The sequence below is a fragment of the Silvibacterium bohemicum genome (assembly GCF_001006305.1).
In the GTDB taxonomy this organism is placed as follows: Bacteria; Acidobacteriota; Terriglobia; order Terriglobales; family Acidobacteriaceae; genus Silvibacterium; species Silvibacterium bohemicum.
In genome coordinates this window covers 319,667-334,680 of sequence record NZ_LBHJ01000002.1, presented here as the reverse complement: position 1 = coordinate 334,680, position 15,014 = coordinate 319,667, and the positions used below count along the sequence as shown (strand labels likewise).

Below are 15,014 nucleotides of genomic sequence, written 5' to 3'. Positions count from 1 at the left end.
GTACTCCTGAAGTTGCCGTGCGGGATCGATCGAAAGGGGATTCGTTCAGCAAGCTATCAGCCGCAGTCGAGATGGAGGATAAAATTGAAGGCGCTCTTTATGAATATTTAATGAATGCTGTATGAATACAGCGAAATCGCTAGGGTGCGCTAGCCAAACCAGTAAGGGTTTGATAAACACCTGCTATGTCTAAAGTGCGTGTTCATACCTTCAGCGTCTCCCTCGACGGCTACGGGGCGGGTCCGAATCAGAACCTTGAAAGTCCCCTCGGAGAGGGTGGACCGCTCCTATTCGGCTGGTTCTTCGCCACCCGAACCTTCAACGCCATGCACGGAAAAGATGGAGGTTCTACAGGCATTGACGACAGCGTTGCTGCCCGCGGCTTCGAAAATGTGGGTGCCTGGATTCTGGGGCGCAACATGTTCGGGCCGGTGCGCGGACCCTGGCTCGACGACTCGTGGAAGGGATGGTGGGGGAACGAGCCTCCGTACCACACCCCGGTCTTCGTCCTCACGCATTACAAACGCGAGCCGCTGGCGATGAAGGGTGGAACCACCTTCCACTTCGTAACCGGCGGCATCCATGAAGCGCTGGAGCGCGCCCGCGAAGCGGCACAGGAAAAAGACGTCAGGATCGGCGGGGGAGTCGCTACTCTTCGCTCCTACCTCCGCGCTGGGCTGATTGATGAGCTGCAGCTCTCCTATTCGCCCGTTCTACTCGGCGGCGGTGAGCCGCTTCTTGAAGGCATCGACCTGCCTGCGCTCGGATACCAACACGTCACCCATATCGCATCGCCCAACGTCCTGCACGTCACCATTGCGAAGCAGCCGCGATACCGCCCGGTGCTCAAAAAACGGGTGCCCCGCGTCTCGATGCTGAGACGTGGAATCTGACCGGCTAGAATCAACGGATGCCCATCGTTCGAAAGTCGGTCTTCGGAAAGGGAGAGCTGCACCTCATCACCAGTACTTGCTTTCGCCACCAGGAGAAGCTCGGTCTCGAGAAGCATCGCGACCTGTTATGTCAGCTGCTGGAGCAACTGAGGGTGAAGTATCGCTTCAAAATTGCCGGATATGTCGTGATGCCGTCCAACTTCCACGTCCTCATCTCCGAGCCTGAAATGGAAACAGCGGAAGAGGTGATCCTGACCCTGCGCCAGCGCTTTCAGAGGCGCTACAACACCTCCGCACGCGTGGACGAATCGGCATGGGAGAAAACGATGGCCGATAAGCACATCGTCGGCGCAGACCAGATCGTCGCGAGTCTCAATTTCCTGCACCAGGCTCCCGTAAAAGCGGGACTGGCAATTCATGCAACGGACTGGGAATGGAGCAGCGCCCGCAGCTACGCTGAACTACCGGAAGGCGTGGTCACAGTAGATCCGACTGATGATCCGAGAGCAAAGCTTCAGCCCTGATCGAACTACTGCAAACTAAGCCAGCAGGAGTTGCCTGATTTGAGCTAACCGGTTCTTAGCGAAACGGACTTCAGCTAACCGTTTCTCAGTCAACCGCACTTTAGCTGCACTGCTAAGACCAGTCGTCCCGAACCTGGCTCATGCGCTCGTTCAGCACCTGCTCGAACTGCTCGTGCTTCTTCACGAAGATGTCGCTGAAATTGCGGTCCTGCCGCAGCAGAATGGCCTGCAGCCGCACCAGCTCCAGCAGAGCGAGGAACATGGCAATCAGCGCCCGCTCGGAGCGGGTATTCGCCAGCAGCTTGCTCAGTGCGATGGGCTTGTCCTCCATCACCAGACGGCGGCGCATGAAGTCGATCATCTGCCCGACGGTGACGGAATCCTCCTGCAGGTCCAGCACCGGCCGGCTCTTGATGCGCTCCAGGATCTCACGGAAGACGCGCACCAGGTCCATGGTGTCCGCGTCGATCTCCTGCTCGGTGCCTGCGGTGTTGCGAAATTCGCGGATGCCGGGATTGGTCCACGTTGCCGATTCGATCTGCTGCTTCTCGTGCAGCATCTGCGCGGCGTTCTTGAAGCGCTCGTGCTCGAGCAGCCGCTCCACCAGCTCGCGGCGGGGATCGTCGGCCTCGCCCTCCGCACCCTCGGCCGGAGAGCGCGGCAACAGCATGCGGCTCTTGATCTGGATCAGCAGAGCGGCGGTGTAAATGAACTCGCCGGCTGAATCGATGTCGGTCTGCTTCAGCCCTTCGACATAGGAGAGAAACTGCGCCGTGATCTTGGCAATGGGAATGTCGTAGATATCGATATCCTGCTTGCGAATCAGATCCAGCAGCAGATCGAGCGGCCCGTCATACACCTTGCCTACGGTGACGGAGAACGGGAAGACGTTGACCTCTTCCTTCTTGAGGTCGCGCGCCGTCTTCTCGTATTGCGCCTTGGCGGAGGATGCGTCGGGAGTAGCCTCGGGTTTGGTGGGTTCGGTCACTGTGCTATTCCGACCTCCGCCGGAGCGAGACCCATAGCGCTGCGCACTTCAAGCATCGTCTGCTCGGCACGAGCCATGGCGCGAAGATTCCCCGCGTGCAGAATCTCCTTTACCACTGAGGGATTCGATTCGTAATGATGACGCCGCTCCTGAATGGGAGCCAGCTCGGCCACAATCGCATCTGCCACCCAGCTCTTGCACTCGATGCAACCGATGCCCGCCGTCGTGCAGCCCTCGCGCGCCTTCGCCTGCGTCTCCGCACTCGAAAAGACCTTGTGCAGATCGAAGACCGGGCAAACTTCAGGATTTCCCGGATCGCTGCGCCGGACGCGAGCCGGGTCGGTGACCATCGGCTTCAACTTCTGCCGAACGATCGGTTCCGGATCACTCAACAGAACCGTATTGCCGTAGCTCTTCGACATCTTGCGACCGTCGGTGCCGGGAAGCTTGGGAGACGGAGTGAGCAGAACCTTCGGCTCAGGCAGAATGGGTATATCGACAGCAGGCAGTACACCTACATTGAACTCCGCCGTTAACCGCTTCGGATAAAACTGATTAAACCGTCGCGCCACTTCCCGCGTAAGCTCCACATGCGCGACCTGATCCTGTCCCACCGGCACGAAATCCGGCTGGTAGATCAGAATATCCGCGGACTGCAGCAGCGGATAGCCCAAAAATCCATACGTAGCAAGATCTTTTTCCTTCAACTGCTCCTGCTGGTCTTTGTAAGACGGCACGCGCTCCAGCCAGCCCAGCGGCGTAATCATCGAGAACAGCAGATGCAGTTCGGCATGCTGCTTCACCGCGCTCTGCACGAACAGAACACACTTCTCCGGATCGAGCCCGGCGGCAAGAAAGTCGAGCGCAACCTCCCGGGTATTCTCCGGGAGCTTCGACACGTCGGAGTAGTCCGTGGTCAGCGCATGCCAGTCGGCGATGAAGAAGTAGCACTCGTACTCATGCTGCAACCGCACCCAGTTGTAGAGGGCGCCCATGTAATTGCCGAGGTGGAGTTTGCCGGTCGGGCGCATGCCGCTCAGCACGCGCTTCCGCATTTCAGAAGAAGTGTTCGACACCAAAAATTCCTTACTCGAAGAGACTCGCTCCATTGTACGAAAAGGCGTCGGAAGCGCACGTTCTTAAGCCAACCGGTTCATGGCCAACCGGCTTTCAGCCAACCGCTTGTAAGCGACCCGCCTTTTAGCGACTAGATCGACAACAGAATGGCATTCACGATGCCCAGTGCCGGAGCCACGAAGAAATTCACCAGCGGCGCGCCGATGAACAACATCAGCACCAGGCTGATCATGCCCAGCGAGTCGTAAATCCGCAGCGCGTTGTAGGGCAGCATGTGGCGGAAAATGTGCGATCCATCCAGCGGCGGCAGCGGCAGCAGATTGAAGACGGCGAGGAAGAGGTTCAGCACCAGGCCGAGGTAAAAAATGATGGCCATCGGGAACATCACAGGGCTGGCTGCCATGAGGTCGGGATCGATGGCCCCGGCCACGATCTGATGCACCGCCAGCGCGCCCGCCATGCTGGTCTTGCTCAGCAGGATCAGCGCGATCAATGCGACGATCGCCGCCAGCACATTGCTCCCCGGGCCGGCCAGGGTGGTGAGAATGTCATCGCGGCGGACGTTCTTGAAGTTGCGCGTGGTCACCGGGGTAGGCTTGGCCCAGCCGATCAGAAAGCGTCCGTAGGAGCCGAGAAAAAGCATCGCCAGCGGAATCAGAATCGTTCCAAAGGGATCGATATGCTTGATCGGGTTCAACGTCACCCGTCCCAGCATTCTTGCCGTCTGGTCGCCGAGGCGAGAAGCCATCCACGCGTGTGCCGCCTCGTGCAAACTGAGCGAAAAGACGAGGATGGCGAACTCGAAAATCTTAAGCAGAATCGCTTGCTGACTCATGAACAGCTTCGATGGTAACAGGAACGATCTAAGGGAATAGGGTGGAGGGCTCAGGGCTCAGGGCTCAGGGCTCAGAAAAAAACTAGACGCCGATCAAAAGGACCATCATGCGCCCCGAGCCCGCGACCAAGCCCGTTTAGCCCATGATTTGCAGAACTCAGGAGACCCTAACACTAACTAACTTTGCTGAGCCCTGTGCCCTAAACCCTGTCCCCTGCTTTAATCGCACTGTGCCTTGACTACTCGCTCCGGAGCCTTCACGTCTGTTCTGTCTTCGAATTGCGTGGCCTCGTCTTTGGTCTTGAGCTGCTTTGCCGGCACGCCGCCCGCGATTGAGTGGTCGTCGACATCACGCGTCGCCAGGCTCATCGCGCCCAGCATGGCATCGTCGCCCACGCGCACTCCGGCCATCACCGCCGAGTGGAACGTCAGGCGCGCGCCGGGACCGATCTCTGTCTTACGGTTCTCGACCACACTCGAATCCACAGGGTCATGCGCGTGCGAATACACCGCCGCATAGTCCGAAATTGACGTTCCCTTCTTGATGATGATCTCGCCGCGGTCGTCGAGCATCACGTACTTGTGGATCACGCAATCGTCCTCGATGGTGAGGTTATAGCCGTAGCTGAACTCCACGCCGTGGAAAATCTTTACGTTCTTTCCGATGCTCTTGAAGATGTGTTTGCCCAGCATGGCCCGAAAACGAAAGCCCAGCCAGTGATTGAAAGACACCGGCGAGTGATCGAACATGTGCCAGAACCAGATCAGCGGCTTGATGCACGCATACCGCGTCGCGTCGATGTCGCCGTAGTACTCCGGCTCCAGCGTGACGTTTTGCGGATCGAGCGAAAGCTCGAGCACGTTGAACGGCAGCTCGCTGGTCAGCGTGAAGTTGAGCTTGCCGCCATGCGGACTTCCCAGCAGGAGCTGGTGAAGGTTGTCACGCACCAGCTCCTGCCGCAAGGCAGGCTTCTTGTGCTTGGTGAACGACTCATCCAGGTAGTCGATCCAGCGGATGAAGACTTCTTTAGCTTCCCGTGAAGGCTCGAGATCGCGATATTCGTAGCGGGGCATATCAGTCCTTGGTTTCTAAGCTTACGCTGTCGATATTCTGATGCCTATCGACGTTGAAAGTCGCAGTTGAGACGCGCCTTAGGTTTCTTTGCCGAATTTGGCGAGCCTCTGAACGACGGTCCGAACCGCTCCCGAATCAATCGCCGCCGCCCCTCGAGCAACACCATCTTGGAAATCCGACGCCACGCCCGCGACAACCAGGGCCGCAGCCGCATTCAACAGAACAATGTCGCGCTTCGGACCCAGTTCACCGGCAAAAATCCCCAGAAGAATCGCCGCATTCTCCTGCGCGGTGCCGCCTCCCGCCAAGTCGGAAAGCGAAGCTCGCGAAAACCCCATCTCATCGAGTCCCAGGGCAAAGAGACGCACGCTACCCCCTACACCCTGTCCCCTCTCCCCTACACTTCTCACTTCCGCCAGATCCGTTCCGCCGGTAACCGTGATCTCGTCCAGACCGTCGCTGCCGTGCGCGACAAACGCATGCCGCACACCAAGCCGGGCCATGGATTCAGCCACGATGGGCAGTTTTTGTGCCGAATACACGCCCATCACCTGCGCCTGAGCGCCCGCCGGATTCGTCAGCGGCCCGGCCAGGTTAAAGATCGTCCGAAAACCCAGCGCCCGCCGGATGGGCATCACGCGCTTCATCGCCGGATGGAGCGACGGAGCCAGCAGAAACATGAAGCCCGTCGCCCGCAGGCACTCCGCCGCTTGATCGGGACTCAGAGTCACTGGCACGCCAAGCGCCTCCAGCACATCGGCCGACCCGCATTTTGACGTGACCGCGCGATTGCCATGCTTGGCCACCTTGGCTCCCGCTGCCACCGCAACCAGCGCCGCGCCCGTCGAAATATTGAACGTCCCGAGGCCATCGCCGCCGGTCCCGCAGGTATCTACGAGCGCCGCCCGCTCCGTATCGGAAAGCGGCACAGGAGTCGCCAGCGCCCGCATGGCTTCGGCAAAGCCGGTCAGCTCCTCCGCTGTCTCGCCGCGCGTCGCCATTGCGGTCAGCAGCGCAGCAATCTCCAGATCGCCATCGCCGGATTCACTGGCCAGCACCTCGCTCAGGACCTGACGCGCCTGCTCGCGGCTCAAAGTTGCGCCCTGTTCCACAACCAACTTCAAAATCGGCTTCAGTCCATCCATGAAGCCTCAGTGTATCGTCCAGGGCGTTTCTGGGACGATCGGATGCACTTGTATCTTGTCGATGCCAATGAAGGAGGATTGACTGAGACCGTGCAAGTCGAGACGCTTGAGCTTCCGCCGTTGACGCGCCTTTTTCGACCTTACCGTGCGGCCAAGACGCGCCTTTTCCCAGAAAACTCTAAGGGGCAACAACGATTATTTTGTTCGATTCCTCGTCCAGGGCAGGATCTTCATCGGCATGACGAGTGGGCGCGGAGCCCGGCGAAAACGAATTGGCAGTCGTCCATTGGGCTCTGGCATTGGCGTCCGGTCCTGAAATTCCGAGTCCGTCCACTGCATGGTGCGTTGGAACATCAGATTTGGGATGTCTTCTGGAAAGACTTCAATTGTGACCTCCCACATCCTTTCGGGAAGCGTTCGAATCTGTTCGACGCTTTTTACAATGGCGAATCCCGGAATGCCTTGGACGCTGACAAACCAACGGTCCAGCTTTGTGTAAACCAGAGCGAAAACAAAACACGCTATTGACATCAAGGACAAGTAGTCAGCGAATAACCACAATTGCGCTGGAAGTGACAGGCTGGCTGACGGTGTGGCCATAAGGCTGCAGTTTACAGACACTCTCTCAAAACAGCTTGAAACCGATCCTCATCCATTATTTTTCGGAGAATTACCTCGTTTCGCGGCCATCCCCAAACCTGACAACCGCCCATTCCGTCCGCTACACTGGAAGGTCTTCTGCAATGCAGTCTTTCCGTCACGGATGAGCCGTGGCTGAGCGGGCCTGCGGTCAGTTCTCCCACCAGTAAGGTAATATTTTCGAGTCGCGAACTATTTATGAAAATTCACGAGTACCAGGCAAAGGACATCCTCGCGAAATACGGCGTCGCCGTGCCGCGGGGAGAAGTAGCCAATACGCTCGACGAAGCGTTGGATGTGGCTAAGAAGCTGTTCGCCAATGGCGCGAACGGTGTGGTCGTCAAAGCGCAGATCCACGCTGGAGGCCGCGGCAAGGGCGGCGGCGTGAAGGTGGCGAAGAACATCGAGGAGGCCGAGCAGTATGCGAAGCAGATCCTCGGCATGCAACTCATCACCCATCAGACCGGCCCGCAGGGACAAAAGGTCCAGCGCCTGCTGATCGAAGAGACAGCAGCCATCGATCGCGAGCTCTACCTCGGCATCGTGCTCGATCGTGCAGCGGCCAAGCTGGCATTCATGGCGTCGAAGGCCGGCGGCATGGAGATCGAAGAGGTCGCCGCCAAGGACCCCAAGGCCATCCACAAGGCCTACATCGATCCGGCGGTCGGCTTCCAGCCTTATCAGGCGCGCCAGCTGGCGTTTGCCCTTGGATTGAAGCCGACTCAGATCAATGAAGCGGTCAAGTTCATGACCGGCATCTACAAGGCCTACATCGAGACCGATGCCTCGCTGCTCGAGATCAATCCCTTCATCACTACCAAGGACGACAAGCTCTTCGCCCTCGACTGCAAGATCAACTTCGACGACAACGCCATCTTCCGCCACAAGGAGCTCAAAGAGCTGCGCGACGTGGCTGAAGAGGATCCCCTCGAAGTCGAGGCCTCGAAGTACGCCCTCAACTACATCAAGCTCGACGGCAACATTGCCTGCATGGTGAACGGAGCCGGACTGGCCATGGCCACCATGGACATTATTCAGTACGCCGGTGGCTCACCCGCGAACTTCCTCGATGTAGGCGGCGGCGCCAACCAGCAGCAGATCGAGGCAGCCTTCGCCATCCTGCTGGCTGACAAGAACGTGCAGGCCATCTTCATTAACATCTTCGGCGGCATTCTGCGCGTCGACGTTCTGGCGACCGCGGTGGTAGCGGCGGCGAGGAAGCTGAATGTCACCTTGCCGATCGTCCTCCGCCTTGAAGGAACCAATGTTGAGGAAGGCCGCAAGATCCTGGAAGAGTCCGGTTTGAAGTTTTCCGTCGGCGCAACCATGAAGGACGCAGCGGATATCGTCGTGGCCGCCGCGAAGGGAGGCAAGTAAATGGCAGTTCTCGTCAATAAGGAAACTCGCCTCATCGTCCAGGGCATCACCGGCAAGGAAGGCACCTTTCATGCCAAGGGCTGCGCCGAGTACGGCACCAAAGTCGTCGGTGGCGTGACTCCGGGCAAAGGTGGAACTACTCACGAAGGCTGGCCGGTATTCGATACCGTCGAAGAGGCCGTCGAGAAGACCGGAGCCAATGCCACCGTCATCTTCGTGCCGCCACCGTTCGCGGCCGACGCCATCCTCGAAGCCAACGAAGCCAAGCTCCCGCTCATCATCTGCATCACCGAGGGCATTCCGATCAATGACATGGTCAAGGTCTGGAGCGTGCTCAAGAGCTCAAGCTCGCGCCTCATCGGCCCCAACTGCCCCGGCGTCATCTCGCCCGGCAAGGCCAAGATCGGCATCATGCCCGGCCGTATCCACAAAGAAGGCTCCGTAGGCATCGTCTCCCGCTCGGGAACCCTTACCTACGAGGCCGTCTACCAGCTCACCCAGCGCGGCATCGGCCAGTCGACGGCGATCGGCATCGGCGGCGATCCGATTATCGGAACCACGCATATCGACGCGCTCAAGTTGCTCAATGAGGACCCCGAGACCGAGGCCATCATCCTCATCGGCGAAATCGGCGGAACAGCGGAAGAAGCTGCCGCCGAGTACGTGAAGCAGCATGTGAAGAAGCCGGTCGTCGGCTTCATCGCGGGACAGACCGCGCCTCCAGGCCGACGCATGGGCCACGCTGGAGCCATCATCTCCGGAGGCCAGGGCACCGCAGCCGAAAAGATGAAGGCCCTGACCGCCGCGGGGATTCACGTCGTCGAAAGCCCGGCAGCCATCGGCGAAACACTCGCAAGGGCGATTGGTAAAGCTTAAGCCTGCTTCATCTGCAAAAGTAAACGGGCTGCGCTTTGGCGCGGCCCGTTTACTTTTTATGCGATGGCTTACTGGCGCGCATACGCGCTTAGCCCCATTCGCGAATATCGATAGCGGAATCTAGCTTCTCGGAGAGGTGCTTGATCGATTGCTGCGTGTTCTCGTCACGCAACCGCATTGGGTCCGCATCGCCTTGAGTTCGGCACAAGCAGGTCCGGCACAACTTCGCGAAATGAATCGACAATTGTCTTCGCCGCAGAACTCATCGTCCAGAATCCCTTGCGTTTGAGCACATCACAGTTCCGAAATCGCTGATGGCTAGACGCGGAAGTAATGCTTCGAGCGTCGATCACAATGTACATCAAAAACCAAATACGATGTACACTATGATCGTGGAGATCTCGATCACCCAGCTTCGGAAGAATCTCTTCGAGATGGTCAACCAGGCCATGGAAGGCAAGCAAGTCTGGGTGATGTACAAGGGTCGCCGTTTCCGTATCGCGCCGGAAGACCCACCCCCCAGCCGCCTCGACCGGATCGTGCCACTCAACTTGTTGATCGACGAATCGGTAGACGACTCCAAGCTGCTCGAAGAGATGACCCGAGCCTGGGAGCGTGACTGGGACGAGCTGTGATCGCTTATCTGGATACGAATGTGGTTCTGAGGCTGGGCCAGGGCAATCTTAAACGCATCTCTTCCGCAGCTCATGATGTTCTGCAATCAGCCGACCTCCTCATCTCGCCCATGGTGCTGATCGAGCTCGAATACCTGCATGAAATAGGCCGGGTTCGTCTCGGCGCCCGCGATGTTCTGCGCAAACTGTCTCAAGAGATCGGCCTGATCGTCTGCGATCTGAGCTTTCCCTCCGTCGCGGAAGCAGCCCTTGACGAAAAATGGACGCGCGACCCGTTCGACCGGACCATCGTTGCCCAGGCCAAGGCCAACGGCCTTGCGATACTCATCTCCGCGGACGAAGAGATCCGGCAGCACTATCCGAGAGCCATCTGGTAGAGACCTCTCAGCCGCCTGCAATACACTGGAAGCAGCGCTTCAAAATCTAAGGAGAATCACCAGGTGTCCCAACGCACCTTCAGCATCATCAAGCCAGACGCAGTCCGCAAGGGCTACACCGCCGCCATCCTCGCTGAGATCGAGAAGGCCGGCTTCAAGATCATCGCCATCAAAAAGCTGTCCATCTCCAAAAGCCAGGCCGAGGGCTTCTACTACGTCCACAAGGAACGCCCCTTCTTCGACTCGCTCACCAGCTTCATGTCCTCGGGGCCGATCTTCCCGCTCGTGCTCGAGAAGGAAAACGCCATCGCCGATCTGCGCAAGCTCATGGGCGCCACCAACCCGGCCAACGCCGAAGAGGGCACCATCCGCAAGAAGTTCGCCGGATCGATCGAAGAGAACGCCATCCACGGCTCCGACGCCGAGGACACCGCCAAGTTCGAAATCGGCTACTTCTTCGCCGGATACGAGCTCGCGTAATAGTTGTCTGTCACCGGTCCCCAGTCGTCAGCAACTGCCAAGGCCTGAAAACTGGGGACTAACGACTGAAGACTGGCAACTCTAAAGAGAAGGCTTATCTTCCCGGCGACTGCCGTAGTATCCTAAACGCATGCGCCCGTAGCTCAGCTGGATAGAGCGGCAGCCTCCGAAGCTGTAGGTCAGAAGTTCGAATCTTCTCGGGCGCACCATCTCTCCCCCACCCCACAAATCAATCTGCAGCCGGAAGCTGGTACAGCGTCTGGCAGGTCGCGGCGTTGCCCGTAGCTGTGAAACCGCGCTTCCATTGGTCGTGTGGCGTGCAGACGAGCGCTACCACCTTGAGCTTTCGGCCTTCGGGAGAATTCGTATCCAGGAAGTAAGGGATTGCCGACTGCCCATCCTCGAGGCTCGGCCAGACGAAGTAGCGGATGTGATGAGCGTAGAGATACTCAAGCATCCTCCGGTTGCGCAGATAGGGAATAAATGCGGTATCGCTTAGGCCGCTGAGATCGACGAGATTATCCGCGTCGACATAGCCGATTCGCCCGATATCGAAGGATCCCACCGGAGTGCCCGGCGGCAGAGTATTCAGGATCAGCTTTCCTATCTGGCCATGCGTGCCTTCGATATGACGCACGCAGGCATCCGTAACCACCCTCCATTGCCGTAGCGAAAACCATCCCGCCAGAGCAATGATGACAATCATCGCTCCCGCCGGAAGCCATTGATTCACCGGCGAACTCAGCCGCGTACCGGCACGATTGACGATCGCGTAGATGCCCAAAAACAGCAGTGGAAGGCTGAGCAGCAGAAGCAGAGGCAGGTATCGGCCGCCGTGAGCCCGCGAAGGCAGCATGACGTCGTAAATCCCAATGTGCACGACGCACCAGACGACGAGAAGAACGGCGCGCATGCGTCTGTTGCCCACCAGGGTCCACACGCCGAAGAGCATCACCGCCAGGAAGATTCCGGAAACCGAGAAGTTCAGAGTGTCGGTCATCGCGGCCTTCAGCACCGGCCACGGCTGAAAAAGATTGGAGAGCAAATAAGAGAAGAAGCGAACGTGAGCCCATAGAGGCACCCGATCCACTCCCCAATACAGCAGCTTCCGGCCCGCATAGGTCGCGGGTAGCCAGGAATGGGAGGTGACGAAGTTCACGATGAGAGAAATCAGGCTGCACCCCGCCACGGCAATTACTACCGGCAGAACGTCTCGCTTCCCTCGCCTCGCCCAGCGACTGCTGGCCAGGATGAGAACCGCCAGCACTAGCCCTTCCGGACGGGTCAACGTCAATGCTCCGAGGCATAGCGCGCAGAAGATCGCCGAGCGCGCGCTGCTGCGGAACCACAGGTAAATCGCCCACACCGACAAGGTCACGAACAGGACGTGCTCCATGCCGATGGTGCCGAGCCAGAGATAATTGCCGTCGAGCGCCGGAGTCAGTGCCCAGATCCAGCATGCTGTCTCCGAAAGACCGTCGGCGCGCGCCATCCCGATCAATCCCCAGCCTGTCGCCACCAGCAGCGTTCCGCTCAACCACGCCGAGTAGACGACCGGGCTCAACGCCGGGAACAGCTTCCACTTCACCGCGAGCAGCAGAGTCAGCAACAGGCTGGTCGAACCAGAGGACCGCTTGCCGGGAACGAATCCCAGAGAGCCATCTTGCGCAAAGTTGCGGGAGACAACCTGGTGAATCCATGAGTCGTCGAGCGAGAAGCCCGGCTGCATGTGCGGAAATCCGGCAACGATCGCAAAGGCTGCAACGTATACCAGCAGGATGATGCAGAAGTCACGGACAGTCGGTCGGGAAGTAGAGCCTGTTGGTGTCTGGATGGTTGTCACCTGTCGCCCCAATTGTAAAGCAGCGCTTGAGCGTGAAGGTCCTCGCTTCAGCCATCATGCGAAGGCCTGACTTTGCCCATGAATAGACCGGAGATTATCGTCTTCGAAGGCGCATTTCGTGAGATTTCGCAACGCCGCCTATGCGCGAGAATCGATCGCCGCATCCTAGCTTCCATGCAATTTCCGCCCTTCACCGCCAAGAGCGTTCTTCTCTATCTGGTCGGAGTGGCAGCCGTGCTGCTGTGTGTATATTTTCTTGTCGCGACTCTCTCCAACTCTCAACCGCAAATACGCGTCCCACCCCCATCCGCTTCGCCGCCAAGTTCGAACTAGGCATCACCGCTGAAAGAAAAACCCCGCTTGCGCGAGTTTCAACGCTGGTTTAGCGTCGAGGCATGGCTGGAGTTTCATTATCCCTGGAAGGAAAGGTGGCGCTCATCACCGGCGGCTCGCGCGGGATCGGCGCGGCTACCGTTCGCCTGTTTCGTGACGCCGGAGCGCGCGTCCTCTTCAACTATCGCAGTGCGAAAGACACCGCCGAGGAGCTTGCCGAGGAGACCGGCGGCCGCGGCCTCTGTCTCGCAATAGAGCAGGAGCTCAGCACTCCCGCCCAGGGCAGGTCGCTGGTGCGGCGGACAGTCAACGCCTATGGACGCATCGATGTGCTGGTGGTGAACCACGGCATCTGGCCCTCGCACGACGCTCCCATCGCGGAGATGTCGGAAGAACAGTGGCGGCAGACGCTGGCCATCAATCTCGACAGTGTCTTCGGGCTCACTCAGGCGGCCGTGGCCCAGATGAAACTGCAAGATCGGCGCCCCGAAGATGCCGCCGGATACATCGTCTATGTCAGCTCGACTGCAGGCCAGCGCGGCGAGGCCAAGCACGCGGATTACGCCGTCAGCAAGGGCGCGCTCATCAGCCTGACCAAGAGCCTGTCGAGCGAACTGGCCCGGGATGGCATTTATGTGAACTGCGTCGCTCCAGGCTGGGTGGAGACCGATATGTCGGCGCCGGCGCTCGCCGATCCGCCCACACGGGATTGGATCTTCTCCGGGATTCCTTTAGGCCGGGTGGGCCGTCCGATGGAAATCGCGGGTCCGATCTTGTTTCTCTGCACCCCCTATGCGGGTTTCATGAGCGGCGAGATCGTCAATGTCAATGGAGGCGCGGTGCTGGTCGGATGAAAAAGCTCTCTCTCTTGGCTGTTTCTCTTCTGGGAATGTTGTCAGGCGGTATTCGGATATTGCCGGGTGGTATTGGCGTATTGTCCTGCGGCGTTGCGGCATGGGCACAATCGCCAGGCCAGCCGCCGTCCGATCAGGCTGCTGCCGATCCCGCTGCCGCGGCGAATGCGCAAAAGGCGCGCGCGATACTGGACGCCATGGTGCAGGCTCTCGGCGGTCCGCGATGGCTCGCCCTGCAGAATGTCTATATCGAAGGTCGCGTGTCGGGGTTCTACCAAGGCAAGCCCACCGGAGCGATCAGCGACTTTCATCAGTGGCGAACTCCCACCGGCGAAGAACGCGTCGAGCTGGGCAAGAAGCATGACGACGTCGAGATCTTTATCGGCCAGGACTGCTGGGAGATAACTTACAAGGGCAAAAAAGCTCTTCCCAAGGAAATCTGCGACGACTCCCTGCGGCGGAAGGCTCATACCATCGACGTCGCTGTGCGCACCTGGTTGAAAGATCCGAATACGATCCTTATCTCCGAAGGGCAAACGCTCTCCGAGCGGCACCTCACCGACCAGGTGACATTGATCTCTCCGTCGAACGATTCGATCACCATCCAGATCGATGCCGAGACCCACCTGCCCCGCAGCCGGACCTTTCAATGGCGCGACCCAATCTACAAAGACAAAAACGAAGAGCGCGAAGAGTACGATGATTACCACACCATCGACGGCATCCCGACTCCGTACAGCATCACCCGCTTCCATAATGGCGATGCCAACAGCCAGCGCTATGTCTACAAGGCCGCCTACAACGTCGCGCTACCGCCCGACGCCTTCAACCCCGATGCCGCAGTGTCCAAGATCAAGAAGTAGCATTCTCGTCGGAACTGCCACCTGTAGCGTAGACTCGCAGAGATTCTAAAGTTCGTGATTGGGGCAAATGCCGGCATGAAGTCTGGGCTCTTGAAGTCGGAGACGTTGATTGCGATCCTCACCGACAGCCATTTCTGGATCCCCGTTGTCGTGCTGTTGCTGGGCGTGGCGCTGCTGATCCATCTGGCCTGAACCGGTGA

Annotated in this window: 16 protein-coding genes and 1 tRNA gene; 11 read left to right on the top strand and 6 right to left on the bottom strand. The window is 58.8% G+C overall.

The features are described from left to right. Positions 1–185 precede the first annotated feature (185 nt). A complete protein-coding gene (locus tag XX99_RS05400) occupies positions 186–893 on the top strand; it encodes a dihydrofolate reductase family protein (RefSeq protein ID WP_082125270.1) in 708 nt (235 codons plus the stop codon). A gap of 17 nt (positions 894–910) precedes the next feature. After that, a complete protein-coding gene (locus tag XX99_RS05395; RefSeq protein WP_050058354.1) occupies positions 911–1,417 on the top strand; it encodes a hypothetical protein in 507 nt (168 codons plus the stop codon). A 112-nt stretch (positions 1,418–1,529) separates the two neighbouring features. Here the strand turns inward: XX99_RS05395 and XX99_RS05390 are convergent, their stop codons facing one another. From XX99_RS05390 to trpD, 5 genes are all read right to left on the bottom strand, one after another. Then, entirely contained in the window at positions 1,530–2,405 is an 876-nt protein-coding gene (locus XX99_RS05390) for a segregation and condensation protein A (RefSeq protein WP_231581159.1), read from the bottom strand. Beyond that, positions 2,402–3,514 (bottom strand): tryptophan--tRNA ligase, encoded by a 1,113-nt coding sequence (trpS, locus tag XX99_RS05385; RefSeq protein WP_375782555.1) that lies wholly within the window; start codon positions 3,512–3,514, stop codon positions 2,402–2,404. The genes XX99_RS05390 and trpS overlap by 4 nt, the downstream gene beginning before the upstream one ends. A 98-nt stretch (positions 3,515–3,612) precedes the next feature. Further along, complete coding sequence (locus XX99_RS05380; RefSeq protein ID WP_050058352.1) at positions 3,613–4,317, bottom strand: site-2 protease family protein; 705 nt, start codon at positions 4,315–4,317, stop codon at positions 3,613–3,615. A gap of 219 nt (positions 4,318–4,536) precedes the next feature. Next, positions 4,537–5,391, bottom strand: a complete 855-nt coding sequence (locus XX99_RS05375; RefSeq protein WP_050058351.1) for an acyltransferase — start codon at positions 5,389–5,391, stop codon at positions 4,537–4,539. 78 nt (positions 5,392–5,469) lie between these two features. Continuing rightward, on the bottom strand, positions 5,470–6,537 hold the full coding sequence (gene trpD / locus XX99_RS05370) for an anthranilate phosphoribosyltransferase (protein ID WP_050058350.1): 1,068 nt from the start codon (positions 6,535–6,537) through the stop codon (positions 5,470–5,472). Between the two features lie 837 nt (positions 6,538–7,374). Here trpD and sucC point away from each other — a divergent pair. The 6 genes from sucC (at position 7,375) to XX99_RS05335 (ending at position 11,130) form a co-directional block, all read left to right on the top strand. Next, positions 7,375–8,553: an ADP-forming succinate--CoA ligase subunit beta gene (gene sucC / locus XX99_RS05360; protein WP_050058348.1), complete on the top strand. Its 1,179-nt coding sequence runs from the start codon at positions 7,375–7,377 to the stop codon at positions 8,551–8,553. Next, positions 8,554–9,429, top strand: coding sequence for a succinate--CoA ligase subunit alpha (gene sucD / locus XX99_RS05355; RefSeq protein WP_050058347.1), 876 nt, complete (start codon positions 8,554–8,556; stop codon positions 9,427–9,429). It begins immediately after the preceding gene. A 386-nt stretch (positions 9,430–9,815) separates the two neighbouring features. After that, positions 9,816–10,064 (top strand): hypothetical protein, encoded by a 249-nt coding sequence (locus tag XX99_RS05350; protein WP_156185807.1) that lies wholly within the window; start codon positions 9,816–9,818, stop codon positions 10,062–10,064. Next, positions 10,061–10,441 carry a type II toxin-antitoxin system VapC family toxin gene (locus tag XX99_RS05345; protein ID WP_184085130.1) on the top strand — a complete coding sequence of 127 codons (381 nt, stop codon included), beginning with the start codon at positions 10,061–10,063 and terminating at the stop codon, positions 10,439–10,441. The genes XX99_RS05350 and XX99_RS05345 overlap by 4 nt, the downstream gene beginning before the upstream one ends. Before the next feature lie 63 nt (positions 10,442–10,504). Beyond that, entirely contained in the window at positions 10,505–10,921 is a 417-nt protein-coding gene (gene ndk, locus XX99_RS05340; RefSeq protein WP_050058345.1) for a nucleoside-diphosphate kinase, read from the top strand. Positions 10,922–11,053: 132 nt separating this feature from the next. Beyond that, positions 11,054–11,130, top strand: a tRNA-Arg gene (locus tag XX99_RS05335). Positions 11,131–11,150: 20 nt separating this feature from the next. On the opposite strand, the gene XX99_RS05330 is transcribed toward XX99_RS05335, so the two are convergent. Further along, on the bottom strand, positions 11,151–12,764 hold the full coding sequence (locus tag XX99_RS05330; protein ID WP_050058344.1) for a hypothetical protein: 1,614 nt from the start codon (positions 12,762–12,764) through the stop codon (positions 11,151–11,153). A gap of 395 nt (positions 12,765–13,159) precedes the next feature. On the opposite strand from XX99_RS05330, the gene XX99_RS05320 reads away from it, so the two are divergent. From XX99_RS05320 to XX99_RS05310, 3 genes are all read left to right on the top strand, one after another. Next, complete coding sequence (locus XX99_RS05320; RefSeq protein ID WP_050058342.1) at positions 13,160–13,951, top strand: SDR family NAD(P)-dependent oxidoreductase; 792 nt, start codon at positions 13,160–13,162, stop codon at positions 13,949–13,951. Next, positions 13,948–14,814: a hypothetical protein gene (locus XX99_RS05315; RefSeq protein ID WP_050058341.1), complete on the top strand. Its 867-nt coding sequence runs from the start codon at positions 13,948–13,950 to the stop codon at positions 14,812–14,814. The genes XX99_RS05320 and XX99_RS05315 overlap by 4 nt, the downstream gene beginning before the upstream one ends. 75 nt (positions 14,815–14,889) lie before the next feature. Next, entirely contained in the window at positions 14,890–15,006 is a 117-nt protein-coding gene (locus tag XX99_RS05310) for a hypothetical protein (RefSeq protein ID WP_050058340.1), read from the top strand. The last annotated feature ends 8 nt before the right edge of the window (positions 15,007–15,014 follow it).

What these genes read in the sequence shown, in the direction of transcription:
- XX99_RS05350 (WP_156185807.1), top strand. Translation starts at nt 9,816, where the DNA reads ATGATCGTGGAGATCTCGATCACCCAGCTTCGGAAGAATCTCTTCGAG.
- sucC (WP_050058348.1), top strand. Translation starts at nt 7,375, where the DNA reads ATGAAAATTCACGAGTACCAGGCAAAGGACATCCTCGCGAAATACGGC.
- sucD (WP_050058347.1), top strand. Translation starts at nt 8,554, where the DNA reads ATGGCAGTTCTCGTCAATAAGGAAACTCGCCTCATCGTCCAGGGCATC.
- XX99_RS05310 (WP_050058340.1), top strand. Translation starts at nt 14,890, where the DNA reads ATGAAGTCTGGGCTCTTGAAGTCGGAGACGTTGATTGCGATCCTCACC.
- trpD (WP_050058350.1), bottom strand. Translation starts at nt 6,537, where the DNA reads ATGGATGGACTGAAGCCGATTTTGAAGTTGGTTGTGGAACAGGGCGCA.
- trpS (WP_375782555.1), bottom strand. Translation starts at nt 3,514, where the DNA reads ATGGAGCGAGTCTCTTCGAGTAAGGAATTTTTGGTGTCGAACACTTCT.
- XX99_RS05400 (WP_082125270.1), top strand. Translation starts at nt 186, where the DNA reads ATGTCTAAAGTGCGTGTTCATACCTTCAGCGTCTCCCTCGACGGCTAC.
- XX99_RS05395 (WP_050058354.1), top strand. Translation starts at nt 911, where the DNA reads ATGCCCATCGTTCGAAAGTCGGTCTTCGGAAAGGGAGAGCTGCACCTC.
- XX99_RS05320 (WP_050058342.1), top strand. Translation starts at nt 13,160, where the DNA reads ATGGCTGGAGTTTCATTATCCCTGGAAGGAAAGGTGGCGCTCATCACC.
- XX99_RS05375 (WP_050058351.1), bottom strand. Translation starts at nt 5,391, where the DNA reads ATGCCCCGCTACGAATATCGCGATCTCGAGCCTTCACGGGAAGCTAAA.
- XX99_RS05315 (WP_050058341.1), top strand. Translation starts at nt 13,948, where the DNA reads ATGAAAAAGCTCTCTCTCTTGGCTGTTTCTCTTCTGGGAATGTTGTCA.
- XX99_RS05380 (WP_050058352.1), bottom strand. Translation starts at nt 4,317, where the DNA reads ATGAGTCAGCAAGCGATTCTGCTTAAGATTTTCGAGTTCGCCATCCTC.